The sequence below is a fragment of the Hoeflea sp. IMCC20628 genome, from assembly GCF_001011155.1.
Classification (GTDB): Bacteria; Pseudomonadota; Alphaproteobacteria; order Rhizobiales; family Rhizobiaceae; genus Hoeflea.
This window is the reverse complement of the sequence record NZ_CP011479.1, coordinates 2,701,274-2,725,868: the sequence shown is the minus strand read 5'-3', so window position 1 is coordinate 2,725,868 and position 24,595 is coordinate 2,701,274. Positions and strand designations below refer to the sequence as shown.

20 protein-coding genes and 1 other RNA gene are annotated in these 24,595 nt (G+C 60.5%); 11 read left to right on the top strand and 10 right to left on the bottom strand.

What is annotated here, in order from left to right; all coding sequences use genetic code 11:
* Positions 1-74 precede the first annotated feature (74 nt).
* A complete protein-coding gene (locus tag IMCC20628_RS13000; RefSeq protein WP_047030569.1) occupies positions 75-1,595 on the top strand; it encodes a diguanylate cyclase in 1,521 nt (506 codons plus the stop codon).
* 102 nt (positions 1,596-1,697) lie between these two features.
* Here the strand turns inward: IMCC20628_RS13000 and IMCC20628_RS12995 are convergent, their stop codons facing one another.
* Together IMCC20628_RS12995 and IMCC20628_RS12990 are read right to left on the bottom strand one after the other, a co-directional pair.
* Positions 1,698-2,054 carry a DUF2780 domain-containing protein gene (locus IMCC20628_RS12995; protein WP_047030568.1) on the bottom strand — a complete coding sequence of 119 codons (357 nt, stop codon included), beginning with the start codon at positions 2,052-2,054 and terminating at the stop codon, positions 1,698-1,700.
* 159 nt (positions 2,055-2,213) lie between these two features.
* The gene (locus tag IMCC20628_RS12990; RefSeq protein WP_047030567.1) at positions 2,214-3,104 is read right to left on the bottom strand and encodes a dienelactone hydrolase family protein; all 891 of its coding nucleotides are present in this window, start codon (positions 3,102-3,104) and stop codon (positions 2,214-2,216) included.
* Positions 3,105-3,313: 209 nt separating this feature from the next.
* Here IMCC20628_RS12990 and IMCC20628_RS12985 point away from each other — a divergent pair, with 209 nt between their 5' ends.
* The 3 genes from IMCC20628_RS12985 (at position 3,314) to IMCC20628_RS12975 (ending at position 5,291) form a co-directional block, all read left to right on the top strand.
* A complete protein-coding gene (locus IMCC20628_RS12985; protein ID WP_047030566.1) occupies positions 3,314-3,724 on the top strand; it encodes a carboxymuconolactone decarboxylase family protein in 411 nt (136 codons plus the stop codon).
* Between the two features lie 6 nt (positions 3,725-3,730).
* Positions 3,731-4,720, top strand: coding sequence for a magnesium transporter CorA family protein (locus tag IMCC20628_RS12980; RefSeq protein WP_047030565.1), 990 nt, complete (start codon positions 3,731-3,733; stop codon positions 4,718-4,720).
* 88 nt (positions 4,721-4,808) lie between these two features.
* Positions 4,809-5,291, top strand: a complete 483-nt coding sequence (locus IMCC20628_RS12975; protein ID WP_047030564.1) for a YchJ family protein — start codon at positions 4,809-4,811, stop codon at positions 5,289-5,291.
* 4 nt (positions 5,292-5,295) lie between these two features.
* Here IMCC20628_RS12975 and IMCC20628_RS12970 read toward each other — a convergent pair whose 3' ends face one another.
* Positions 5,296-6,213, bottom strand: coding sequence for a fatty acid desaturase family protein (locus IMCC20628_RS12970; RefSeq protein ID WP_047030563.1), 918 nt, complete (start codon positions 6,211-6,213; stop codon positions 5,296-5,298).
* Positions 6,214-6,365: 152 nt separating this feature from the next.
* Between IMCC20628_RS12970 and IMCC20628_RS12965 the strand changes: the two genes are divergently transcribed.
* On the top strand, positions 6,366-8,864 hold the full coding sequence (locus tag IMCC20628_RS12965; RefSeq protein WP_047030562.1) for a UvrD-helicase domain-containing protein: 2,499 nt from the start codon (positions 6,366-6,368) through the stop codon (positions 8,862-8,864).
* Positions 8,865-8,974: 110 nt separating this feature from the next.
* Positions 8,975-9,562 carry a Kazal-type serine protease inhibitor gene (locus IMCC20628_RS24275; RefSeq protein ID WP_052766420.1) on the top strand — a complete coding sequence of 196 codons (588 nt, stop codon included), beginning with the start codon at positions 8,975-8,977 and terminating at the stop codon, positions 9,560-9,562.
* A gap of 33 nt (positions 9,563-9,595) precedes the next feature.
* Here IMCC20628_RS24275 and IMCC20628_RS12950 read toward each other — a convergent pair whose 3' ends face one another.
* The 3 genes from IMCC20628_RS12950 to IMCC20628_RS12940 form a co-directional block, all read right to left on the bottom strand.
* Positions 9,596-10,012, bottom strand: a complete 417-nt coding sequence (locus IMCC20628_RS12950; RefSeq protein ID WP_047030561.1) for an MAPEG family protein — start codon at positions 10,010-10,012, stop codon at positions 9,596-9,598.
* Between the two features lie 109 nt (positions 10,013-10,121).
* Complete coding sequence (locus tag IMCC20628_RS12945) at positions 10,122-11,756, bottom strand: chloride channel protein (protein ID WP_047030560.1); 1,635 nt, start codon at positions 11,754-11,756, stop codon at positions 10,122-10,124.
* 3 nt (positions 11,757-11,759) lie between these two features.
* Positions 11,760-12,257: a thioesterase family protein gene (locus IMCC20628_RS12940; protein ID WP_047030559.1), complete on the bottom strand. Its 498-nt coding sequence runs from the start codon at positions 12,255-12,257 to the stop codon at positions 11,760-11,762.
* A 240-nt stretch (positions 12,258-12,497) separates the two neighbouring features.
* Here IMCC20628_RS12940 and IMCC20628_RS12935 point away from each other — a divergent pair, with 240 nt between their 5' ends.
* From IMCC20628_RS12935 to ligD, 4 genes are all read left to right on the top strand, one after another.
* On the top strand, positions 12,498-13,907 hold the full coding sequence (locus IMCC20628_RS12935) for an FAD-linked oxidase C-terminal domain-containing protein (RefSeq protein ID WP_047030558.1): 1,410 nt from the start codon (positions 12,498-12,500) through the stop codon (positions 13,905-13,907).
* A gap of 36 nt (positions 13,908-13,943) precedes the next feature.
* The gene (locus IMCC20628_RS12930; protein WP_343123259.1) at positions 13,944-18,767 is read left to right on the top strand and encodes an AsmA-like C-terminal region-containing protein; all 4,824 of its coding nucleotides are present in this window, start codon (positions 13,944-13,946) and stop codon (positions 18,765-18,767) included.
* A 165-nt stretch (positions 18,768-18,932) separates the two neighbouring features.
* Positions 18,933-19,829: a Ku protein gene (locus IMCC20628_RS12920; protein ID WP_047030557.1), complete on the top strand. Its 897-nt coding sequence runs from the start codon at positions 18,933-18,935 to the stop codon at positions 19,827-19,829.
* Positions 19,829-22,333 carry a DNA ligase D gene (gene ligD / locus IMCC20628_RS12915; protein ID WP_047030556.1) on the top strand — a complete coding sequence of 835 codons (2,505 nt, stop codon included), beginning with the start codon at positions 19,829-19,831 and terminating at the stop codon, positions 22,331-22,333. The genes IMCC20628_RS12920 and ligD overlap by 1 nt, the downstream gene beginning before the upstream one ends.
* A 25-nt stretch (positions 22,334-22,358) precedes the next feature.
* Here ligD and IMCC20628_RS12910 read toward each other — a convergent pair whose 3' ends face one another.
* The 4 genes from IMCC20628_RS12910 to ssrA all read right to left on the bottom strand — a co-directional run bounded on the left by IMCC20628_RS12910 (position 22,359) and on the right by ssrA (position 24,092).
* On the bottom strand, positions 22,359-22,619 hold the full coding sequence (locus IMCC20628_RS12910; RefSeq protein WP_047030555.1) for a ribbon-helix-helix domain-containing protein: 261 nt from the start codon (positions 22,617-22,619) through the stop codon (positions 22,359-22,361).
* 8 nt (positions 22,620-22,627) lie between these two features.
* Complete coding sequence (locus IMCC20628_RS12905) at positions 22,628-22,822, bottom strand: DUF4169 family protein (protein ID WP_047030554.1); 195 nt, start codon at positions 22,820-22,822, stop codon at positions 22,628-22,630.
* Positions 22,823-22,834: 12 nt separating this feature from the next.
* Positions 22,835-23,407, bottom strand: a complete 573-nt coding sequence (locus IMCC20628_RS12900) for an SspB family protein (RefSeq protein WP_047030553.1) — start codon at positions 23,405-23,407, stop codon at positions 22,835-22,837.
* A 313-nt stretch (positions 23,408-23,720) separates the two neighbouring features.
* Positions 23,721-24,092, bottom strand: a transfer-messenger RNA (tmRNA) gene (ssrA, locus tag IMCC20628_RS24735).
* A 135-nt stretch (positions 24,093-24,227) separates the two neighbouring features.
* On the opposite strand from ssrA, the gene IMCC20628_RS12895 reads away from it, so the two are divergent.
* The gene (locus IMCC20628_RS12895) at positions 24,228-24,536 is read left to right on the top strand and encodes a DUF2853 family protein (protein ID WP_047030552.1); all 309 of its coding nucleotides are present in this window, start codon (positions 24,228-24,230) and stop codon (positions 24,534-24,536) included.
* Positions 24,537-24,595 lie beyond the last annotated feature (59 nt).

Genomic DNA, 24,595 nt, shown 5'->3' with positions numbered 1-24,595 from the left:
CCGGGAACCATACCGGTTAGGCCAACTTTCAGCGATTTCCTTTAAAAGGAGGCACGAAACCTCAAGAGGTCGCAATGAAGAAGATGTTAAACCACACCGCCCGGCCCAACATCGCAATCGGTGTCTACGCGCTCTGCATTGCCGTGCTGGCGGCCTTCGCGGTTTCCAATTTGCAAATTCTGTCTTTTGCCGGTGGCGTTGCCGATGATGTTCGCAGCGAGGTCGAACAGCACCTGGTACAGGCCGAGTTCGAGCGCCAGATCGACGTGCTCGTCCGCGATCAGTCGCAGATTTCCTATTGGGACAAGACGGTCAAAGCCTTGCGCGGCCCTGTGGATGAGGAATTCATTGAGAATGAAATCGCCGACTGGCTGTGGGAGGATTTCGATATCGAATCCTCTGTCGTGGTTCAGCCCGACGGTACGCCGTTGGTGGCTGTGTTTCGGTCCTTGGTGATGGATCCTGCAGCCGGGTTTCCCTATGTCGTCCGCAACCGCGATCTTGTCGAAGCCGCCCGCCAGAATTATCTCGCCCGCCGCACTCCGCGCAATGGTGGTTATGTGATCACCGGTCAGCCTGCGCGCTTTTCTCCGCCGCTTCATGCGGCAGATGTGCGCATCGTCGATGGACAGTTCGGAGTGGTCATCGCGCAAGCCATCATCCCGGACGACGTCGAGGTTCTTCCCGACGGAATGCCGCAGGTGTTGCTGACCTTCAAGCCGTTGAACCAGCCTATCCTTTCAAACATCGGAGAAAAGGTCGGTCTTGAGGATTTGAGCGTCGCGCCGGTTGCAGCCCCGGTCGAAGGTCGCAGCACGATGGTAATCAGCCAAGTCACCGGCCAGCCGCCGCTGGCTGCCAGTTGGAAGGTGGAACAACCTTCCGTGATCATCTGGAAACGCTCGATCGGCGCGCTTGCCGGCTCGTTCGTCCTGGTGAGCGTGGCGTTGTTGCTGGTTTCGTTGCGCTATGGCCGCGCTCTCAAGGCGCTGCAACTGAGCGAAGCGCGCAACCGCCACCGGGCCATGCACGATAACCTGACCGGGCTGCCCAACCGTTTGCAGTTCGATGATGCGCTTGACGCCATCGTCGCTGAACACCGCCAGGATCGATGCGCGATCCTTTGCCTCGACCTCGACAAGTTCAAGGCGGTCAACGACACCCATGGCCATCAGGTCGGCGATCTGGTGATCACCACCGCCGCCCGCCGCATTGCGGACGCCGTCGGCGATGCCGGTATGGCCGCACGCGTTGGCGGTGACGAATTCATCATCCTGCTTTGGGACAAGCTTGATCGTGCCAGTGTGCTCGCCCGCTGCGACCGGATGATCGCCAGCGTCTGCGAGGACATCGCTTTTGATGGTGGCGTGGCCCGCATCGGCGCCAGCATCGGGGTCGCCTGGTGGCCGGACGATGCTCTGACGGCCAAGAACATCATACGCAGTGCCGACGAAGCGCTCTACCGTGCCAAGGACAATGGTCGTGGCCAGGCCTGGTTTGCCGGTGACAGCGGCGAAGCCGAGCCCGAGGCCACCGATCGCCGCAGACCAGCAGTTGTAAACAGTGAAGCAGCAAGAGACGAAGTAGCGGCCTGAAGCATCATCTTCGGGCAGCGTTTCATCGTCTACATGCCAAACAAAAACCCGGCGGAGCAAGCCGCCGGGCTGATATCGTTTAGCATTTGAAGTCGGCCGAGATCAGACGAACTGCGACAGGCCGGGGATCGAAGCGACGATTTCATCGATCGCGTCGCCAGCGCCATTTTCGCGGGCAAAGCCCATGGTTTCCTTGGCTGTGCTGGAAATTTCGCCCATGCCGAGACCCATGCCCATCAGCTTCTGGCCCAGCCCCATCACGCCGCCCATCGACAGCATGCCGCCGGCCGGTGCCTGGGCGATCAGCGCATCGGCGCCGGGGACAGAGGCCAGCAATTCCTTGACCTTGTCGGCAGGGCCTTCGGACTGAAGGAACGCCAGGATGGCGCCAACGGCTTGCTTGGCTGTATCGGCGTCAATGCCGACATTGGTGGTGATGCGGTTGATGAGTTCGTCCATGGTGGGTTCTCCAAGAGTATAACGTTAACGTAAGCGTAAACGGGCGATTTCGGCTTTGCAAGCGGGGCGCATGGGTTTTCCGGATGCTTTTGTCGGCGCCAACCCCCGCACCACACTACCCCGGCAGGGACGCATCCGTATGACGGGATCCGTCGGCGATCAATTCAACACTCCTTTGAAAAACGCCACGGTGCGTGCCCATGCCAGATCCGCCGCCGGTTTGTTATAGCGTGCAGCCGATGTGTCGTTGTTGAAAGCGTGATTGACGTCGTCATAGACATGCATGGCAAATGTTTTGCCGTTGGATTTCAGCGCCGCGCGATAATCGGCGATGCCGGCATTGATGCGCTCATCGAGGCCGGCATAATGCAGCAGCATCGGCGCCTTGATCGACGGCACGTCGCCAGCCTCGGGCTGCCGGCCGTAATAGGCGACGCCGGCGCCAAGCTCGGGATCGGCCACTGCCAGCTGATTGACCAGCCCGCCGCCCCAGCAGAATCCAACCGCGCCGACCTTGCCATTGGTCTTGTCATGCCCGGCGAGCCAGGCCCGCGCCGCCATCGCATTGGCCGTGGTCTCACCACCCTCAAGCTGGCCGATCATTTCGCGTGCCTTGTCTTCATCAGCGGGCGTACCACCCAATGGCGATAGAAAGTCCACTGCTAGCGCCACGAAGCCTTCCAGCGCCAGCCGCCGTGCGACATCGCGGATATGGTCGTTGAGTCCACGGTTTTCATGAATGACAATCACCGCGGGCAGGGGAGCGGACATGTCCGCCGGCATGGCCAGATAGCCAGTCATCTCCCAGTCCGCGCCTGGGAAACTGACCTGTGAGATCTGCAGCCGCGTGTCGTCGGCGGGCACGATCGCCGCGCGGGCGCTGTTGGCGGCGAGCAGCGGCGCGATGGCTGCCGCAGCTGCACCCGAGCCAGCCAGCTTGGTCAGGCGGTTCATGAAGCCGCGACGGTCCAGCGTCAGGTGGGTGTAGTCATCATAAGCCTTGATCATGGCCTGGGTGATAGCCGGCTTGGTCGTTGGTTGATCTGTCATGCCCGTTCTCCCTCATGTGCACTCGGTGCGTGAAAACCACTGGTTCTCAGTTAGGCCCATCTTGCGGCAATTAAAGGGCGGTTTGCTTATCCATATCTGGGGTGCCCGCGATCCGCGTCGCCAAGCCGAATCCGCCATGCTAGACTCAGTTCAACCCCGGCGGTGCGTGTTCGCACCTTTCCCCTCGCATGATCCACGGAGATGACCTCGTGACTACAATATTACCGAGCCCCGATCTGGAATCCGACGCGCGCGTCAAGGCCGTGTTCGACGATATCCGGCTGACCCGCGGAACCGATTTCATCAACAATATGTGGCGCTGGCTGGCCTTTGATCCGGCGCTGCTGGAGCGTACCTGGACGGAAGTCAAAGAGGTGGTCGGCAAGCCATCTTCGATCGACCCGCTGACCAAGGAGATGATCTACATCGCCGTGTCGGTGGCCAACAACTGCACCTATTGCGTCCATTCCCACACCGCCGCCGCCCGCGCCAAGGGCATGAGCGGCGAGCAATATGGCGAGTTGCTGGCCATCATCGGGCTGGCGGGCAAGACCAACCAGCTGGCCACCGCCATGCAGATCCCTGTCGATGCCGCCTTCGACGCTGGCCAGCAGAGCTGAGCGAAAATGATCCGGTCATATGATGGCGCCGGCGTCTGTCTCGACGCTCCCCAAACCCTTGCTCAACCACTTGCGGACTCCGCCTGCTGGATAGACCTGCTGCATCCCACGCCCGCCGAGGAAGCGCAGGTCGAGGCACTGATCGGCGTCGAGGTGCCAAGCCGCGACGAATTGCACGATATCGAGCCTTCGAGCCGGCTCTATATCGAGAATGGCGCGGCTTACCTGACCGCCAGCGTTGTCTGGAAAGCCGACAGCGATTTCGCCGAGATCGCCGATATCGGCTTTGTGCTGGCTGGTGGTCGTCTCATCACCATCCGCTATGCCGAGCCCAAGGCTTTCACCATGTTCGCGGCCAACGCCCATCGCGAACTTGCCCATCGTGAATTGGTCTCGCATGGCGGCCATGATGTCATGACCCGGTTGATCGAGGCGATGATCGACCGCAGCGCCGAAGTGCTCGAGCACCGCTCGCGCCGCATTGATGCGCTGTCGACCGAGGTATTTTCGCGCGGCGCAGTCAGCAATCCCGAAGCCGTCACCCGCGATCTCGAGGCGACGCTTACCGTAATCGCCAGCCACCAGCGCACCATTGCCAAGGTGCGCGAAAGCCTGATGTCGCTGGCCCGCATTGCCAGCTTTCTGCAGACCCTGCCGGAGATCATGGGCGACAAGACGCTCAAGCAGCGCTGCCGCTCGATGGCCGGTGACGTCCAGTCGCTGTCCGAACACGCCGACTTCATTTCTGAAAACATCATCTTCCTGCTCGATGCCTCGCTCGGCCTGATTTCGGTGCAGCAAAACCAGGTGATGAAGGTGCTCTCGGTGGCGGCAATGGTGTTCCTGCCGCCAACCTTCATCGGCACCGTCTACGGCATGAACTTTCAGAACATGCCCGAACTCAGCCAGCCCTGGGCCTATCCGATCGCACTTGCCGTGATGGCGACTTCGGCGCTGGGCCCGTATTTGTGGTTCAAGCGCAAGGGGTGGTTTTAGAGAGGAGATTATACGTGTCATCGATTCCGCCATATTCAATGCCGAGATCTTACTCATGCCAATTGCTGCCACCCCAGGAACCACACACATGTCCCAATGCCCCTGCGGCTCAAATCTTGACCTTGCCGCCTGCTGCGGCCGCTACCATGCCGGCACCCCTGCGCCGACAGCGGAAGCGCTGATGCGGTCGCGCTATGCGGCCTATGCCACCGGCAATCTCGGTTACATCGAAGCCACCTGCGCCGGGCCTGCTGCACTTGCCTTTGATCGGGCGGAGGCGGAGATATCGCAACTGGGCATGCGCTGGCTCGGGCTTGAGATCATTGCCACAGCCAAGGGCAGGGAGAGCGATGGCGAAGGCACGGTCAGTTTTGTTGCGCGCTATCGCCACAATGGCGAGGACGCCGCGCACACCGAGACATCCGAATTCCGGCGTCTGGACGGGGCCTGGGTCTATTGGGGTCGCGCCGCCAATGCTTTGCTACACCGCGCAGCCAGCGTTGGCCGCAATGATCCGTGTCCTTGTGGATCGGGCAAGAAATACAAGAAGTGCTGCGGCGCCGGCACCTGACGTCTCACTCTGCCGGGTCGGTTTGCACCGGGCCAGAAAGCTGCGGCGCATATCTGGCGTGAAAGCTCGCATAGCCCGGTTCGGTCACCTTCAGATGCTCCGCAGTCAGCTTGTGCAAATCCGGCAGCTTGTGAAACGGTACCGTCGGATAAGCGTGGTGTTCGGCGTGATAGGGCATGTTCCAGGCCAGTCGTCGCACGGCCGCATTGGTGAAGGTTGTGCGCGAGTTCTCCAGCATGTTGGCGACATAGGCGCAGCGGCCATGTTCGGCCAGCAGATATAGCCGCAGGAACGGCTGGCCCAAAAGCGCCGGTACAATCCAGACGTAAATCAACACAGGTGACCTGAGCGCCAGACAGGCTAGCAGCAGCGCCATATAGGCGCCAAGCATCATCCGCGCCTCATTCCGCACGGCGCGGCGTTTTCCCACAGGCACGAACGCATCCTCGCACCGCCCCGCGGCATTGCGAATGAGCGTGCCGATATGGCTGATCCACACCGGCATGCCAGAGACATGGACGAGATATTGCCGCCAGCCCTCGGGTTTTGGCGTCGCCAGTTCCGGGTCCTTGCCTGGTATCTGGGTGTAGCGGTGATGGGCGAAATGGAAATAGCGAAACCAGCGCGGCGGCAACAGGGTCAGGAACCCGCTGATCTGAGCCACAAAAGTGTTCAGCCAAGGCGAGCGGAACGGAGTCTGGTGGCTGGCCTCGTGCAGCAGCGTGAACAGGAACACCAGAAAAATGCCCTGCGGCAGCATCAGCACAGGCCAGAACGGCACCTGCGCAACGATCAGCGTCCCGACCAGCGCGATGGCGCCAAAATGCAAGGCCAGATGCGCAAGCCCGCGCCGGTCCGATGTTTCGGTCAGGTCGCGGCATTGCTCGGCCGACAGGCTGGCGAGAAAGCTCTTGTGATCCATGCGGTCTTCCTGTGGTGGAAACCGACTGTAACCAAAGCCGTTGCCAGGCGAAAGCAGCAGCTTGCCCCATCAAGGCCCGGTTTGCGGGGATCAACAGCCGGAATGAACCGCGAACACTGGTCTTTCGCCCCCGAATCACTACATTCACGGGTATGAACCCAGCAGATGATGACATTCCGTTTTTCGGCGACGACGATCCGGCGCCCGCTCCCCCGCCTGCAGCCAACCCACCGGCAAGCCAGGGCGGGTCGATTGCGGCACGCGCTGTTGCTGCGCGCAATGCCTCGCGGCCAACGCCGAATTATCTTTCGGGCCTCAATCCGGAGCAAGCCGATGCGGTTGAATCCATAGAAGGTCCTGTGCTGGTGCTGGCCGGGGCCGGCACCGGCAAGACCCGGGTTCTGACCACCCGCATTGCCCATATCCTCAATCTGGGCCTGGCTTTCCCGTCGCAGATTCTCTCCGTCACCTTCACCAACAAGGCGGCGCGCGAGATGAAGGAACGCGTCAGCGTGCTGGTCGGTGGCGCGGTCGAGGGTATGCCATGGCTCGGCACCTTCCACTCGATCGGCGTCAAGCTGTTGCGCCGTCATGCCGAACTGGTGGGACTGCGCTCCGATTTCACCATTCTGGACACCGATGATGTGGTGCGGCTCTGCAAACAGCTGATCCAGGCCGAGGGCATTGACGACAAGCGCTGGCCGGCGCGGCAGTTCGCCCAGATGATCGACGGCTGGAAGAACAAGGGGCTTGGTCCGGCGGAAATTCCCGAAGGCGACAGCCGTGGCTTTGCCAATGGCAAGGGCAGGGCGCTCTACACCGCCTATCAGGCGCGGCTGCAGACCTTGAACGCCGCCGATTTCGGCGATCTTTTGTGCCTGCCGATCCGCATGTTTCGCGCCCATCCCGATGTGCTGAAGGAATATCAGCAGAAATTCCGCTTCATACTGGTCGACGAGTACCAGGACACCAACACCGCCCAATATATGTGGCTCAGGCTGCTGGCGCAGCGCACAGCGCCCGAGCGCCCAAACATCTGCTGCGTCGGTGATGATGATCAGTCGATCTATGGCTGGCGCGGCGCCGAAGTTGAAAACATCCTGCGCTTCGACAAGGATTTTCCCGGTGCCAAGGTGATCCGGCTGGAGCGAAACTACCGCTCCACCGAACACATTCTCGGCGCTGCCGGGCATCTGATTTCCCACAATGAAGGCCGGCTCGGCAAGACGCTGTTCACCGAGCAATCCGATCCCGATCATGAGCGCGTGCATGTACATGCCGGCTGGGACTCGGAGGAGGAGGCCCGCGCCGTCGGCGAGGAAATCGAGCAGGCGCAGAACAAGGGTCGGTCGCTCAACACCATGGCCATTCTGGTCCGCGCCTCGTTCCAGATGCGCGAATTCGAGGAACGTTTTGTCACCCTGGGTTTGAATTACCGGGTTGTCGGCGGTCCTCGGTTTTATGAACGACAGGAAATCCGCGACGCCATGGCGTTTTTCCGCGTCGTCAGCCAGCCCGCCGACGATCTGGCCTTCGAGCGTATCATCAATGTTCCCAAGCGCGGCCTTGGTGAAGCGGCAGTGCGTCAGGTCCATGACGTCGCCCGTGGCCGTGGCATCCCGATGCTGGCCGCCGCCCGCGACCTGATCCTTACCGACGAACTCAAACCCCGGCCGCGCAAATCCTTGACCGATGTGGTCGAGATGTTCACCCGCTGGCAGGGCATGCTCGAGACCAGGCCGGGCCATGAAGTGGCCGAAACCATTTTGGAAGAATCCGGCTACACCGAGATGTGGCAGAACGACCGCGCCGCCGATGCCCCGACCCGGCTCGAAAACCTCAAGGAACTCGTCCAGACCATCTCCGGCTTTGAATCCATGCGCGCCTTTCTCGAGCATGTTGCGCTGGTGATGGACAAGGACAACAACCCCGATCTCGATGCGGTCTCGATCATGACGCTGCATTCCGCCAAGGGGCTGGAATTCGAGACCGTGTTTCTGCCCGGCTGGGAAGAAGGCCTGTTCCCGCACCAGCGCGCGCTGGATGAAGGCGGCCGTTCAGGACTGGAGGAAGAGCGTCGTCTCGCCTATGTCGGGCTGACCCGCGCAAAACTCTATTGCCACATCTGGTTTGTCTCCAACCGCCGCATTCACGGGCTGTGGCAATCGACGCTGCCCTCGCGCTTCCTCGATGAATTGCCCGAAGCCCATGTCGAAGTCGCCGATGTCGACACCGGCTATGGCGGCTATGGCCGGGGCGGCGGATTTGGCGGCCAGTCCGGCGGCCCCTATGGTGCCTCGCGCTTTGACCGCGCAGAACCGTTCTCCGGCAATTACAACACCCCGGGCTGGAAACGCGCCCAAGCCAACAAGACCGATGCCGCGCGCGACAATTGGGGGACCCGTTCGGGCCCCTCGGTTGAACGCATCGCCTATGGTGAAAGCGGCCCGCGCGGCGGCTCCACTATCGATGGCGAACTGGTGGCCAAATCCACCGGCACCACCTCGGCATACACAGTCGGCGACCGCGTCTTTCATATGAAATTCGGCAACGGCAACATCGCCGTCATCGACGGCAACAAGCTGACCATCGATTTCGACAAGGCCGGACAGAAAAGGGTGCTGGACGGGTTTGTGGAGCGGGTGGGGTAAAGCAGAAGCAGCACGCTGCGAAAAGCGCGGATCGACCCCCGCCGCAGCGACTTCCTGCTTGACCGGAAACGTCCACGGTGATCTTGTTTCGTACAACACGAGGAGTTGCCATGCGTCACGTTGCCGAAGCCGGACGAACCACACGATTGTCCACCTTGCTGGGTGCAGCGGTGCTGACTGCGGCTGCTTTGACCCTGACCGGCTGCGAAGTCACAGAAACCAGCGGCAATTACAACGCCGGCCCGATGTGTCCTGCCAATTACAATCCGGTCTGCGCCGAACGGCGCGGCGAGGAGCGCACCTTTTCCAATGCCTGTCAGGCGCGTCAATCTGATTGGCGTATTGTTTCCAGCGGCCGATGCGAGGCAACGAAGTATGGCGATTATCGCCGCGACCGCGACGACCGTAACCGGGATAGCCGCAACCCTGATAGCCGGGATAGCCGCCGCGACAATGATCGCAACCGTTATGACAACCAGACCCCGCGTGATCGCAACCGGCCCGACCGGACACAGACGCCGGTTCGCCCGAACAAACCGGCTCGTCCGGCCACCGTCACAGGGGGCTGCTCATCGGTGATACAACCTGTCTGCGGCCAGCTTGGCAGCAAAGCGCAGATGTTCCCCAACCGCTGCGAATTGCTCCGCTCCGGCGCTGTAGAGGCCGCCGCCGGCATGTGCATGGGCGGCGACCGGTAATCAGCAGAGCTATGGTCGAGGGCGACCGCTTTGTTAGCCGATCATCATCCAGACACCGTGGCCGAACAATCCGACCAGCAGTACCAGTTGCGCCATGAATGACAGGGTGAAACCGCCGCCGCGCTGCCAGCCGGGAGCGTCTTCCTGGATGAAGTGCCAGGCATGCAAGGCACGCCCGATGGTAAAGCCGGCACCCAGCACATGCGCTGCCAGCAACGGCATGCCCAGAAGCGTCGCGATGATCATCAGAACGAAAAACATCGGCATGTTCTCCACCGCATTGGCGTGGCCACGCATGATGCGGACCAGATGCTTGACGCCGCCATCGCCGATCGAGACCTTGTACTTGACGCGCAGGCGACCGGTTTCAATGCTGATCCAGATCAATACGATCATGTTGAGTGCCGCATAAATGCCGACAGCCGAAAGGGCTGGGGTCAAAGCTTGCATTGTTTGTCTCCATCAAATTGCTTTGCTTTCAAGTGATACACGCTGCTGTAGCAGTGACGCTGCGCGACACAAGCAAATTCGCTCCGGCCTTGGCAATGTAAGCAGCTGATCAACGGTGCTCTTCCTCGCTGGCAGCGATCAGGCGGCGGTTGAAATGGCTGAGCGCTTTGACCTGCTCGGCCCAGCCGATAATCTGCCTGGACTCGCCCTCGGTGACCACCGGCAAGCGCGTGTGACCGCCGGTATCAAAGACGCGCAACGCTGCTTCCAGTGTGTCGGTAGGCTTGAGTGTGACTGCTGGCTGGTCGGGGTCAAGATACTCCGGTTCGGCGCCATCCTCGGGCAGGGTCATGAAATCCATCACCCGTGCATTGCGCAAGACTGTCCGGTGCGGGCCGTCCTTGACGAACAGGCCGCGCATCTCCAGTTGCCACTGGAAATAGGAATGACCATGCAGCGCCTGAGCAATGCCGTGGGCAATGGCGACGGTGAGCAGCAAGGCGATCGACAGCGCGTAACCGCCGGTCAGCTCGAACACGATCACCGTGGTCGAAATCGGCGCACCAAGCACGGCGCCGGCCACAGCACCCATGCCGAGAATCGAATACAGCGCCTGGCTGGAGGCGAGTTCCGGAAACAAGCTGGCAGCGATAATGCCGAAAGCCCCGCCGGTCATGGCGCCGAGATAGAGCGCTGGTGAAAATATTCCGCCGCCAAACCGCGCCGCCAGCGTGACTGCGGTGGCAAGTGTTTTCATCACGATCAGCGTCAGCATCAGAGCAAGCGGCAATTGCCCCCAGAGCGCCAGGTCGGTGGTCTCGTAGCCGACGCCGAGAATTTGCGGGAAGGCGATGCCCATCAACCCGACAATCAATCCACCACACACCGGAAGCGCCCAGACCGGGATGGGTGAACGCCGCGCCAGAAAATCCGCGCCAAACAGAGCGAATTGGAACAGCACCGCGACAAAAGCACAAACGGCGCCCAGAAGCGCAAAGGCCGGAAACTCGTAATAGGAGGTGATCTGGTAAACCGGCACAATGAAAGAGGCCGTGTCGCCGAACCAGATGCGCGAGACGATCGCGCCGACGGAAGAGGAGATCACGATCGGTACGAAGGCGCGCATGGCGTAATGGCCGAGGATCACCTCATGCGCAAAAAGCACGCCGGCGATGGGCGCGTTGAAGCTGGCTGATATAGCCGAGGCGACACCGGCGGCCAGCAGCGTCCGGCGCGACCAGTCGGGCAGCAGAAACCGCCGGCCGACGGCGCTGGCCAGTGTCGCGCCCAGATGAATGACCGGGCCCTCGCGGCCCGCACTTGCGCCCGCGCCAAGCGAAAACGCAGTCGTCAGCGAACCAATGATACCCTCCCGCAGCCCCAGACGGCGGCCTGTCATTGCCCGCGCCTCGATCACATCGGCGACGCCTGCTGTGCGGCGCGAGGGAAGAAAACGGGTGATCACAAAGCCGACCACTATGCCTCCAATCAGCGGGCCGGCCAGGATCATGTACCACGGCGTATAACGGACTACCGTCAGCACCTGCTCGGTGGTGTCTCCGAGCCAGTAGAGCTGGGCCACGCCGATGAGCAACCGGAAACAGATGGCGGCACCGGCAACTGACAGACCGATAAACAGCGACAGTAGCCAGATGATCGGCTGCCGGTTGTCAAGATAGGCGCGGATGTTGGGCGTCACCCATTGTCGGATGAGGGAGGGCAGGGCGCGGAGAATTTCGAGCATGAATCAGTCAGTCCTGCTCGGTTGGCCGCGCTTTATCGCGATCGACCGGCCGGCCTGGTCGGGGCGCGGCAAGTCTTTGTGTGCCGCTGCCATTTCGGTGACATTGGCAAGGATGTCGTCGGGCATCGGCGTAACGCGCGGCCCGGTCATGTCGACATGCAGCTGCAGTGTCTCCGATGTTGCAGACAGCCAGCCGTCCACATGTCTGAGTTCCTGAAACAAAAGCACCCGTTTGGCGTCGAAATCGAGAATCTGCACGCTTGCGGTGACCATCGCATCGGGTTTGAGTTCGCGCAGGTAGCACACATGCGATTCGGCTGTGAAAAAGCTCAGGTTGCGTGCAGCCCGATAGCCGGGTCCGCAACCGATCAATTCGAAGGCATTATCGGCCGCCTCGTCAAACAGCACATTGTAATAGGCCATGTTGAGATGGCCGTTGAAATCCAGCCAAGCGGGATCCAGTCCGCGCGCGGGCGCGATCACTGGAGCATCAAACAACATGGCGTCTCCTTTTCGGTTTTCTCGGTCTCCGCATCGCAGTCGACAATGCAGAAATCATTCGGCGTCTGAATGCGTTACAGCTGTTTTGTGCGTCATTTGCGACGCGCGGCGCTGGAAAGCATGTCTGCGGCCTTGCCCGCACTGGACAAGTGCGCCGCAGTTTGCACATTACCTCATCAAACTGATGCGGCAAGCATTTGCCACCGATTGCGGTAAACGCGACTGACGGGAGAGTATCGAATGGGTGATGTCGAAACTGGCCTTCGCAACGAAGAGGGCATCGCCGCTGTTGTCGGCGTATTGCGCCAGCGGTTCGGCGACCAGGTGCAAACCGGCGAGGCGTTGCGGGGCCAGCATGCCCACACCACCACCTATATAAAAGCACAGTTGCCGGACGCCGTGGTGTTTCCCAATACCGCTGATGACATCAAGCTGATCGTGCGCGCTTGCGCTGACCACAAGGTTCCGATCATTCCGTTCGGCACCGGCAGTTCGCTTGAAGGCCAGGTCAATGCGCCCCATGGGGGCATTTCGATTGATATGGCGCGGCTCGACAAGGTGCTCGAGGTCAATGCCGAAGACCTTGATTGCACGGTTGAGCCGGGTGTGACACGCGAGCAACTGAATGCTTATCTGCGTGACACCGGTCTGTTTTTCCCCATTGATCCCGGTGCCAATGCCTCGATCGGTGGAATGACCGCAACCCGCGCCTCGGGCACCAATGCGGTGCGTTATGGCACCATGCGCGAAAATGTCATCGCGGTCACGGCGGTGACTGCCAACGGCGAGGAAATCCGCACCGCCCGCCGCGCCCGCAAATCCTCGGCCGGATACGATCTCACCCGGCTGTTTGTCGGCTCGGAGGGCACTCTGGGGGTTCTCACGTCCGTGACGCTGAAACTGCAGGGCATCCCGCAGGCAATCTCGGGCGGCGTCTGCCCTTTCCCGAGCGTCGAAGCCGCCTGTAACGCGGTGATCATGACCATCCAGATGGGCATCCCGGTTGCCCGTATCGAACTTCTCGACGCGCTTCAGATGAAAGCCTGCAACGCCTATTCGAACCTTTCCAATCCGGAAAGCCCGTCGCTGTTTCTGGAATTTCACGGCACCGAGGCGAGCGTTGCCGAGCAGGCTTCGATGTTTGCCGAGATCGCCGCCGACTGCGGTGGCGGGGAGTTCTTGTGGACCACTAACCCCGAACGCCGTACCGAATTGTGGAAGGCGCGCCACAACGCCTATTGGGCATCGCTGCTGCTCAGACCTGGCGCCAAGGGGCTTTCCACCGATGTCTGCGTGCCGATTTCGCGGCTCGCCGAATGTGTTGTGCAGACGCAGGAAGACATCGCTTCGTCCGGCCTTGTTGCGCCGATCGTCGGTCATGCCGGAGACGGCAATTTTCATGTGCTGGTGTTGATGGATACCGACGTTCCAGCAGAAGTGGCGGCAGCCGAAGCCTTCGTCGGACGGCTCAATGCGCGGGCGCTGGGGATGGATGGAACCTGCACCGGTGAACATGGTATAGGTCAGGGCAAGCGGCCTTATCTACCCCTTGAAATGGGAGAGAGCGTGTCCGTGATGCGGCAGATCAAACAGGCGCTTGATCCGATGAACATCATGAACCCGGGCAAGATTTTTCCATTCAACGGCTAAGACGTAACAGAGTGGTCATGCTGATCGCGGCGGAGGATTAAGAAACTGGTTCGTGTATTTGTCGGTCTTGGTGGATTGCTGGTGTTGGCGCTGTTTGCAGCGCTGATCGCTCCCTATTTTATTGACTGGAGCAGCTATCGGACCGCTTTTGAGGCCGAGGCGGGGCGCATTATTGGCCAGCCGGTGAAGGTTCGTGGCGAGGCCGATGCGCGGCTGTTGCCGTTCCCGTCAGTCACCTTCTCGGACGTCACCGTCGGTGACGAGGCACAACCGGCGATGACGGTCAGCAAATTCTCGATGGATGCTGAACTGGCACCGTTCCTCAGCGGCGAAGTGCGGATCTTCGATATGCGGGTGGAAGCTCCCCAGGCTGTCGTGCGGATTCTTGATGATGGCACGCTGGATTGGGCGCTCAAGCGCAAACCGACACCACCGGGGGATCTGGTGGTGCTTGAGCACGTCACCATCCAGAACGCCGATATCACCGTCATCGATGAGCAGAACGGGCGCACCCACCGCATTAAGAACGTTAATGCTCTGGTGTCCGCGAAATCACTATCCGGTCCGTGGTCCATTGAAGCCGAAGGCGAGATTGCCGGCCAGCGTGGCGGCGTGTCGATCTCCACTGGCATTGCCCAAAGCAATGGCGCCATCCGGATGCGCATGCGGCTGGCGCCTGATACCTGGCCGGTGCTTCTGGAGACGGAGGGCGAAGCGCGGATTGAAGGTGACAAACCGCACTATGATGGGCTTTTCACGTTCACCGCGCTGGCGGATACCGATGCGGGAGGCAGTGCGCCGGAACGGCCATTGATTGTGGCCAAGGGCGATTTTGCCGCCACCAATGAGCGTCTGACGATCCAGGAGTGGCGCGCGGAAATGGGAATGTCGGCTGATCCTTATGTGGTGACCGGACAGGCCACAGTCGACACCGGTCCTAATCCCGAATTCCTGCTGATCGCCGATGGCCAGCAAATCAACATGGACCAGATCGGCGACGAAACAGCCTCACCCGGCGACAGGGCTGTGGCTGTTCCTGCAGCAGAACGGCTGGCTGTGATCAATGCGCTGATAGACCGGCTGCCGCCACCGCCATTGCCAGGGCGTGTATCGCTCAATCTGCCGGCCATCGTTGCCGGAGACACGACATTGCGCGAAATCACGCTGGACGCCCGGCCCGATGGCGACGCCTGGCTGATCGACGGATTTTCCGCCAATCTGCCCGGACGCACAACCGTTGAGGCGCGCGGCCGGCTGGTGTCGGGCAAGGATGCCAGTTTCAACGGCACGCTGACCGTCGCCTCGACCCAGCCGTCGGGATTGGCCAACTGGCTTGTCGGAGATGTTGATCCTGTGATCCGGCGGCTTGGTGCTGCCGGTTTTTCCGCCAATGTCAGTCTGTCGCCGGCACTGCAGCGGTTCGAAACGCTGGAAGTCGCGGTCGGTCCCGCAATTCTCAAAGGCCGTTTGGAGCGCGAAGTGCCGGCCGAAGGACCACCGTCGCTCTCGGTGGAGCTATCCGGCGACACGCTCGATGTCGACGCGGTTCGGGCGCTGGCGCTGCTTGCGGGCGGCGAGACCAGTTCGGTGCGTCCGCTTGTCGATTACAACCTGGCTGCCCGGATCAAGGCCGACACTCTTACCGCTGGCGCTTATCGCCTCAACGGTTTTGAGACATCGCTGCTGTGGCGCGACAGCCGCTTGACGGTCGACAGTCTCAAATTCGCCGATTTCGGAGGCGCATCAGGCTCGTTTTCCGCATCGCTGCAAGGACCGGTGGCAAATCCCGGCGGAACGATCAGCGGTCAGCTCGGCGCTGCTGAAGCCAGCGGTCTGTTTGATCTGGCCGCGCAGGCGACCGGCGATCACCAGATTGTCCGCCGTCTTGCCGCCAACAGCTTTGCGTTCGACGCCTTGTCTGCCGATATCAATCTTGCCCTCGATCCGGAATCGGGACCGGATCTCACTGTCACCGGCACCGCCGGTGGCAGTACGTTCAGGATTCGTGCCGCAGGAACCGGTTTCATGCCTGGAGGCGATGGCCCGCGCACCATTGATGTTGCTGCGGACAACCCCGAGGCCTACCAGATTCTCGAACAGGCCGGTGTGGACGTTCTGCCGCTTGAAGGCGAGGGCCCGGCAGCATTGAGGTTGAACGTCTCTGGCGGAGACGATGACGGCGACCTCGAAATTGACGCAACGTTGACCTCGGGCGCTTCGATGGTCACCCTCAAGGGCAATGGAAGCATCCCGGCAAGTGAGGCGGCCACGGGTCTGTTCAATCTCGAAATCGACGCCGCCGATATCGAGCCTTTCGCCATCATGCTGGGTCAGTCACTACCGCAGTCTGGCGCAGGATTGCCGCTATCGATGACCGCGTTTCTGGCCATGAATGATCAGCAGGTGTTGCTGTCCGAGATCACCGGCAAGGCAGTAGACAACGGATTTTCGGGCGAGCTGGAGTTTGACCGTTCGGCCTCCGGAATAACCGGCACCGGCAGCTTGCGGTTCGACCGCATAGGCCTTGGCTGGCTGGGCGAAAAGGCTCTGGGCTCTCACTTGGCTGGCACGGATGGCGCAAGCTGGAGCGACGACCGGTTCCTGCCGCCTGCGCCCGGGCAGCCGGATATGACAATTGCCTTGCAAGCCGGCGAGTTTGATCTCGGGCGGGGTGGGACCGCGCAAAATCTGACGGCTGATCTGTCGACCGGCACGGGAACGATGGTTCTCGATCAGGCCGAAGCCGACTGGTTTGGCGGCCGTCTGGGCGGCACTCTGTCTCTGTCCAACACCGATGGAACGGTGTTCATGTCCGGCCGCATTTCGGCATCTGGATCCGATCTGGCTGCCCTTGATCGGGCGGTTCGCGGCTCTTCCGTACTGGCCGGCCGGGCCGGGGCCAGCGTCAGCCTGGAAGGTACCGGCAAATCCATCCGCGAACTGGTCACGTCACTGGCCGGGGGTGGAGAACTGCTGGTCGATGATCTGACGATATCCGGCCTCGATCCCGATGCTTTCCCCCGCATTCTCGGAGTGACCGATCGCGAAGGATTTGAAATTGAGGTCGAACCGGTGACCGAAATGATTGCCGGGTTGATGCCCGGTGGCGAATTGGGCGCAGAGTCGCTGCGTCTGCCTTTCACCCTGACCGGTGGAATCATTCGGTTTTCCAACGCCGAAATCCAGGATGACCAGACCCGTCTGGCTGGTGATGCCCGCGTCGACCTGACCGACCTTCATCTCGATGCGAATTGGCGGATGACCTTCGAGCCCGGCGTTGAGGCGATCGCCGGCGCAGACCCATCTGTGGTGTTCGGTATTGGCGGCCTTCTGGTTGACCCGGCAGTGTCCATCGACGCCAGCCAGATGACCACCTATCTCTCGATGCGGAATTTTGAACGGGAACGGCGCAAGGTCGAACTGCTGCAGGCCGGAGTTGTTGAAAAGCAGCGGCTCAGGCGCGAAATCGCACTTCTGACCGAACGCGCCAGCCAGCGTGAGGCCGCAGAACGGGCGCGGGTCGAAGCCGAGGAGGCGGCGCGGCTGCAAGCCGAAGAATCAGCACGCCTGGCCGAAGAAGCAAGGCTGCAGCAGGAGGCCGAGGCCAAGATTGCTGCGGAGGCTGCGCGAGAAGCTGAGATTGCGGCCGCCAAACTTGCAGCGGAAGAAGCAGAGAAAATTCGAAAGGCGGAAGCGGCTGCCGCAAAGTTGGCGGCGGAAGAAGCCGAGAAAGCCCGCATTGCCGAAGAGAAGGCCGCGGCCTTGCGCGCGGCGGAAGAAGCCAAGCGGGTTGCCGAAGAAGCCCGCCAGGCGCGTGAGGCAGAGGCCGCTGCAGCCGCAGCAAAGTTGGCGGAAGACCTGGCTGCGGAATTGGCCGAAAAACAAGCGGAACAAGTCCGCTTCGCTGAAGTGAAAGCCGCAGCGGAACGTCAGGCAGCAGCTGAAGCCGCTGAACAGAAAGCAGCTGCAGAGCGCCAGGCAGCCGCGGAAGCCGCTGAACAGAAAGCCGCAGCGGAGCGTCAGGCGGCAGCGGAAGTCGCTGAATTGCAAGCGGCTGCCGAACGCCAAGCCGCAGCTGATGAAGCTGAATTGAAAGCCATTATAGAACGCCAGGCGGCATCGGAAGCGGCCAGGGCGGACGAGATGGAGGCTGCGGCCAGGGCAAAGCAGAATGAGGTGGCCGCTGCAGAGGCAGTCGAGCCGCAGACGCCAGCCGAGCCGGTTTCGGAAACGGCGGATCCACGCGTGCAATGGGTTGAAGACCACCAGGACAATGCCTGTTTTCAAGTCCGGTTGGTGTCAAAAACGCCCGACAGCATGGCGCTGGAAGGAATGGGCGACAAGGTCGAAGCCTTCCAGATCTTCTACAATCACTTCAAGTCTGCCTTCGGTTTCGAGCCTGACCTTCAGGTCAGACTGCTGTCCAGCGCACAATGTCCACTGCCCGATTTTCTCGAGCAGTCGGCGATTTCCGGCAAGTCCGAGCTGGCTCTGACGTTGGACAATGATCGCATCAACAGCGGTGAAACATTGCGCGGCGTGCTCACCGGCGCGTCCAGCAGCACCGCCGTCTTCTATTTGATCGACAGCGATGGCTTCTGCTACCGGATTGACCAGTTCGTCAAGCGATCCGGCGGTCAGGCGGTATTCGAAATCAAGCTGGTGGAAATGACTGAAAGAAAGGCTGATTTACAGGCCATTCTGGTGGTTTCGGGCAATGATCGCTTCCTTGCCTCGGTGCCGGAAGATGTCGAACTGGCGGCCACGCTTTTGCCCAAACTGGCCCGGGCAGCTCAGACCAGTGGTGAGGCCATCGACCACGCCTATGCCTTCTTCAATTTTGCTGCTGGTGGACAATAAGCCACCGCGCTTTTGAGCTCTGGTCCTAGGCCGATCGCTCTTCGCATACCCCCTGCTTTTCTCCACCATGGAACCCATGCCGGTCTCAATCGTTGAACCATTGACGGGATAGTTGGGGGCGCTGAAGCGATCTTCCAGACCCGGCTAACGCAGTGGGAGGGAGTAATGGCAGCGCGACCGATATGGAAAGGACAATTGCGGTTGTCCCTGGTGTCGATTCCCGTGGAAATGTATTCCGCCACCAAGACAGGTGCGCGCATCAGTTTCAGGCAGATTCACGGACCATCGGGAAAGCCGGTCCGCTACGAGAAGACTGTGCCCGGTGTTGGCCCGGTTGATGCCGACGATATCATGAAGGGGTTTGAATATGAGAAGGATCAGTATCTGCTGATCGATCCCGACGACGTTGATGACATCAAGCTCGAAACCAAGAAAACCCTTGAGCTGGTTCAGTTCGTTGACGCCTGCGAAATATCCCCGCTCTATTTCAACAAGCCTTATTACCTTGTGCCTACCGACGATCTTGCCGAAGATGCCTACCGGGTCGTTCGCGACGCCTTGCGCGAAACCAAGATGATCGGGCTGGGGCAGGTGACCATGCGCGGCAAGGAATATCTGGCTGCGGTCAAGCCCAGCGGCGATGGTCTGCTGCTCGAAACCCTGCATTATGCGGACGAGATCCGCGATGCCGATCCGCTGTTTTCCGAAATCGAGGACGACACCGCCGACGAGGATCTGCTCGACGTTGCCAAATCGCTGATCAAGCGCAAGACGGCTGCCTTCAAGGCTGACGCTTTCAAGGACAATTACACCGCAGCACTCAGGGATCTGATCGACCGCAAGACCAAAAGCAAATCAACCAAGCGGGTCCAGACCGATGACACCAGCAGCGACAGCGGCGGTGGCGGCAATGTGATCGATCTGATGGCGGCGCTGAAGCAGAGCCTTGCCAAAGCCGAGGGTGGCAAGGCCTCCACCGGATCCGGCAAGAAATCACCCACGCGCTCAACCAAATCAACGGCCAGCGGCAAGAAGGCCTCGGCCAGAAAGAAATCTGCCTGATGGCGGTGTCTGCCAAAAGACTTGCTGACTATGCAGCCAAGCGCGACTTTTCCAAAACCGCCGAGCCAAGCGGCGACAGCCCGCCCAAGACCTCCGGTCGGCCGGTCTTTGTCGTGCAGAAACATGACGCGCGCCGACTGCATTATGATTTCCGGCTGGAATGGGACGGCGTGCTGCTCAGCTGGGCCGTCACCAAGGGGCCAAGCGCCGATCCATCGGTCAAACGGCTGGCGGTTCGCACCGAGGACCATCCGCTCGATTATGGCAGTTTCGAAGGCACCATTCCGGCCAAGCAATATGGCGCCGGCACGGTGATGCTGTGGGATCAGGGCTGGTGGCAGCCGCAAGATGATTTCGCCGAAGGCCTGAAGTCAGGAAAACTGAAATTCGTTCTGCATGGTCAGAGAATGCAGGGCAAGTGGACCTTGGTGCGCATGCACACGAAGGAAAAGCGCGAGAACTGGCTGCTCATCAAGGAACACGATTCGCTCGAAGAGGACACCGAAGACGGCCTCATTGAACGCTATGACACCAGCATCGCAACCGGGCGCAGCATGGTTGACATCGCGGCCGGCAAAGCTGCTGCCAAACCTAAGCCGAAGAAACCCAGCAAGGCGAAGGCCAAGCCCGGATTCAACCTGGCCACGCCAAAATTCCGCAAGCCGCAGCTTGCCAAGCTTTCCGATCATGTTCCCGAGGGCGATGACTGGCTGCACGAAACCAAGTTCGACGGCTATCGCTGCCTGGCGGCACTGGGAAAGGGCGGGACCAAACTCTACACCCGCTCCGGGCTGGACTGGACAGACCGCTATGCCGGACTGGACGAGGCCTTTGCCGAGCTCGATTGCCGCAGTGCCCTGATCGACGGCGAGGTGGTGTCCGTCAGCAATGGCAAGGGCTCGAATTTCTCCGCGCTTCAGCGCGATCTGGAGCAGGGGAGGCCGGTTATCTTCATGGCCTTCGACCTGCTTGAGCTTGATGGCGAAAAACTCGACAAGCGCCCGCTGATCGAGCGCAAGGAGGCACTGGCGTCGCTGCTTGCAGAACAATCCAAGGACACACCGATCCGCTACTCGGAACATGTGGTCGGGCACGGTCCGGAAGTGTTCAAGGCGATCGAGAAAGCGGGCGGCGAGGGGATCATCTCCAAGGCGTGTGACAGCGTTTATGCGGGAAGCCGAAGCGGCAGCTGGTTGAAGATCAAGACCAGGCTGCGCCAGGAATTCATTGTTGGCGGCTATTCGCCGTCGCAAGCCAAGGGCCGGCCGTTTGCATCGCTGCTGGTTGGTTCGCTCGAAAATGGAGTTCTGCGTTACCGCGGACGTGTTGGCGGCGGCCTGGGTGAACGCGATCTCGACAAGCTGTCATCCCTGATGGGAACGCGCACGCGCCAGACGAGCCCGTTCGACGAAGTGCCTGCCGACATTGCCCGGGCCGCACATTGGCTCACCCCCGATCTGGTGATCGAGGTCGATTATGCCGAACTGACTGATCAGGGCAGTATCCGCCACGGTATTTTCCGTGGCGTCCGCGAAGACAAGGAGGCCTCCATGGTCAAGCTCGAAAAACCGGACATGCCGAAAGAACCGGCCACCTCGGAACATGAGGACGGGAGTTTCCTCGGAGTGCGGATCAGCCATCCAGACCGGGTGGTGTTTGCTGATAACGGTTACACCAAGGGCGACGTCGCAAGCTATTACGCCAAGGCAGCAGAGCGGATGCTGGGCTTTGCCGGCAACCGGCCAGTCTCGCTGCTGCGCTGCCCGGACGGAACCGATGGCGATTGCTTCTTCCAGAAACATGCCGGCCAGGGCTTTCCCGATGGCATCGGCAGTGTCGATATCGAGGAAAGTTCGGGCAAGACCGAGCCCTATATGGTGATCGAGAAACCGGAGGGATTCGTTGCCGCAGCACAGATGGGCTCGATCGAGTTTCACATCTGGGGATCACGCACCGATGCGCTGGAAAAGCCCGACCGTCTCGTCTTCGATCTAGACCCCGACGAAGGACTGGATTTTGCCGAGGTCAAGACCGCTGCCAAACAGCTCAGAAAGATGCTCGCCGAAATCGGCCTCGACAGTCTGCCAATGGTCACCGGCGGCAAGGGCGTTCATGTGATCGTGCCGTTGCGGCGCATTGCCGAATGGGAGACGGTGGCCTTTTTCGCCCGCACCATCGCCACCCATCTCGCAGAGCGCCATCCCGACCGCTATGTCGCGACGATGTCGAAGGCCAAGCGCAAGGGCAAGATCTTCATCGACTGGTTACGCAATGAGCGCGGCGCAACGGCGGTCGCGCCCTATTCAATCCGCGCCCGCCAAGGTGCACCGGTGGCAATCCCAGTGACATGGCCGCAACTTGCGCGGCTGTCATCGGCAAACTCATTCGAAATCCCCAAGGCGCTCAAACGTCTGGATCTCCCCTGTCCACTGCAAGCGATGGCCGCAAGCCAATCAATCTCGCATTCTGTTGTCGAGGCTCTGGAAAAACTGATCAATCGATAGGATGCCGACAACGCCAACCTATGCGTCAATCGTCGTCATGACCTGAAGTTGGTTCACCAGAGGCGCCCATCGCCCAGTCAAGCACCGCCACGCGGATCGCCGAGGACAGGTTGACCGGCGCGTCGTGGGCACTGTCGATTTCGGCAATCAGTGCAGCCAGCGCCATGCCGCGCTCATCCGCCATGCGTTTGAGCCCGTCCATGAAGGCGTCTTCGAGCGTGATGCTGGTCCGATGCCCGCGAATGCTGACAGAGTGTTTGCGGATCTGTCCGCCTGGCGCAGGCAACGGCACTTTCAGGTGCCGCTGTCGCCGGGCTCGCGGCGCGAAGCCTCGTGCTCGCGTGTGGCTTTGTCATTGCGGGCGCGGGCCAGCTCGCGCTCGGCCTTGCTGCGGCCGTGCTCGAAACGGTTTCGCTCCGCGTCCGCTTCCTTGGCGGTGCGGTCGCGGCGTTTGCGGGCCATGCGCAGATTGACGACGTCACCGCTCATCCGACAGGTCCGTCAGCTCTTCTTGCGGAAAGAATCAAGCGAGACGACATCTGCACCGGGCTTTTTCTCGGCTCCGTCTTCGCCTGCCACAGCTTCACCGTCGGCGGCTTCTGCCGCGTCTGTCTTCTCGGTTTTGGCCGCAGGCTCGACGAGCCGTTCGATTGTACCGGCCAGTTCAACGCGGCCGTCTTCGTCAGCTTCGCCGCCATCATTGGCCGCGTTTTCGAGTGCAGTGTCGAATTCCAGTTCGAAATTGACCGACGGATCATAAAACCCGCGCACGGCGGCAAACGGCACCACCAGCTTCTCGGGTTTGTCAGAGAACGACAGGCCGATCTCGAACAGCGATTCGGTGACCTTCATTTCCCAGAACTGATGCTGCACCACGATGGTCATCTGTTCCGGATAGCGTTCCTTGAGCGCGGTGGAGATCCGCACGCCAGGCGCTTCGGTCAGGAAGGTGATGAAGAAATGATGGTCGCCCGGCAGGTAACCGGTGGCCGCCACTTCGGACAGCACCTTGCGGATCACGCCGCGCAAGGCGTCCTGGGCAAGGATGTCATATCGAATGTGGTCTTGCGGCATCAGCGCGGTCTTTCCTGTCTGGGTTCCCGGAGTTTGAAGCAAACTCCTGTTTACGAATGCGATCAACGCCCCCGATTCACTGTCTTTATAACCGGAAAGGCAGTGACCTTGAAAGCGGTGTTGCGGGATAAAGCTTCACGGCAGCAATGATCGTGCGGAATTCCGGGGATTTCAACGCAAATACGTCATTTCAATGGGCGGTAACGCCCTTTGCCTCATGCATTGGAGATGTGGTCTGTGGTGACCACAGCTACGGTATTGCCGATTTTGAACTAAAAAGGTCTGTCGCCGGGCTACCGCAGTCTTGAAAAAAAGTGGAGGTTTCTGTTGCCAGGTACCTCCGAACCCCGCCCAGAAGTGCGACCCTCTAGGACTTGATTTGAAGTGTCACACCGCAATTAAGCAGCGAGACGAGCTTCCGCATAGTTGTCATTTGCAACTACAAGTTTAGCCCGATAACGGTGGTACAATACCGAACAAAAAGTCGCTCTTTACACCCTCGTCGATCCTGTTTCGCCCCCATCATCATCCGGCCGTTTGGCCGTCTCGGCATAGTCGCCGGATCATGGTGGAGGCGCCGGGTACCGCCCCCGGGTCCGAATGGTTTATTTCAACGCTCGTTTATTGTCATATCTGCTTGCGCAGCATCCCCAATATAGGGTCAGCAGCTGACAATGAAAAGGGCTTGAGCAGTCTGTGGTCAATAAAACGCTATTGACAGTGCTAACGCCAGCGCGAAACATGCGGCGATTGCCATGCCATCGGGGTGAAGCTCTGGTCTTGCCGGGCTCCGGGACAAAATGAGGATAAGGGGAATTCCATGACTGACTACGCATCCGATGTAAAAAAATATGATGCCGGCGCCTCCGATGAGATCATCGGCAAGATCGTCAGGCACCTCGGCATCGCGCTGAGAAGCCGCGATGCGTCGATGGTTGCCTGTTCTGATCCAAAGGAACTGGGCCGTGTCGTCGAAAAATGGTGCGGCAAGAAGCTCGGCGTGAGCGGCGCCACTGCTGAAGATGCGGTTGCAGCGGTCTGCGAGATGATGAAGGCCGACAATTCCAAGGCCCGCGTCACATTCTATTATCTGGTGGCCAAGCAACTCGGCAAACTCGGTTCGTTGTAAGATCAGTCCAAGCCTGAATCATAAAAGTCCCGCCCTTGCTGAGACAGTTCGGGCGGGTT

Bases quoted from the DNA above. Each gene is read 5' to 3' on its own strand.
- IMCC20628_RS13000 (WP_047030569.1), top strand. From the start codon at position 75: ATGAAGAAGATGTTAAACCACACCGCCCGGCCCAACATCGCAATCGGT.
- IMCC20628_RS12995 (WP_047030568.1), bottom strand. From the start codon at position 2,054: ATGGACGAACTCATCAACCGCATCACCACCAATGTCGGCATTGACGCC.
- IMCC20628_RS12990 (WP_047030567.1), bottom strand. From the start codon at position 3,104: ATGACAGATCAACCAACGACCAAGCCGGCTATCACCCAGGCCATGATC.
- IMCC20628_RS12980 (WP_047030565.1), top strand. From the start codon at position 3,731: ATGATCCGGTCATATGATGGCGCCGGCGTCTGTCTCGACGCTCCCCAA.
- IMCC20628_RS12975 (WP_047030564.1), top strand. From the start codon at position 4,809: ATGTCCCAATGCCCCTGCGGCTCAAATCTTGACCTTGCCGCCTGCTGC.
- IMCC20628_RS12970 (WP_047030563.1), bottom strand. From the start codon at position 6,213: ATGGATCACAAGAGCTTTCTCGCCAGCCTGTCGGCCGAGCAATGCCGC.
- IMCC20628_RS12965 (WP_047030562.1), top strand. From the start codon at position 6,366: ATGAACCCAGCAGATGATGACATTCCGTTTTTCGGCGACGACGATCCG.
- IMCC20628_RS24275 (WP_052766420.1), top strand. From the start codon at position 8,975: ATGCGTCACGTTGCCGAAGCCGGACGAACCACACGATTGTCCACCTTG.
- IMCC20628_RS12950 (WP_047030561.1), bottom strand. From the start codon at position 10,012: ATGCAAGCTTTGACCCCAGCCCTTTCGGCTGTCGGCATTTATGCGGCA.
- IMCC20628_RS12945 (WP_047030560.1), bottom strand. From the start codon at position 11,756: ATGCTCGAAATTCTCCGCGCCCTGCCCTCCCTCATCCGACAATGGGTG.
- IMCC20628_RS12940 (WP_047030559.1), bottom strand. From the start codon at position 12,257: ATGTTGTTTGATGCTCCAGTGATCGCGCCCGCGCGCGGACTGGATCCC.
- IMCC20628_RS12935 (WP_047030558.1), top strand. From the start codon at position 12,498: ATGGGTGATGTCGAAACTGGCCTTCGCAACGAAGAGGGCATCGCCGCT.
- IMCC20628_RS12920 (WP_047030557.1), top strand. From the start codon at position 18,933: ATGGCAGCGCGACCGATATGGAAAGGACAATTGCGGTTGTCCCTGGTG.
- ligD (WP_047030556.1), top strand. From the start codon at position 19,829: ATGGCGGTGTCTGCCAAAAGACTTGCTGACTATGCAGCCAAGCGCGAC.
- IMCC20628_RS12905 (WP_047030554.1), bottom strand. From the start codon at position 22,822: ATGAGCGGTGACGTCGTCAATCTGCGCATGGCCCGCAAACGCCGCGAC.
- IMCC20628_RS12900 (WP_047030553.1), bottom strand. From the start codon at position 23,407: ATGCCGCAAGACCACATTCGATATGACATCCTTGCCCAGGACGCCTTG.
- IMCC20628_RS12895 (WP_047030552.1), top strand. From the start codon at position 24,228: ATGACTGACTACGCATCCGATGTAAAAAAATATGATGCCGGCGCCTCC.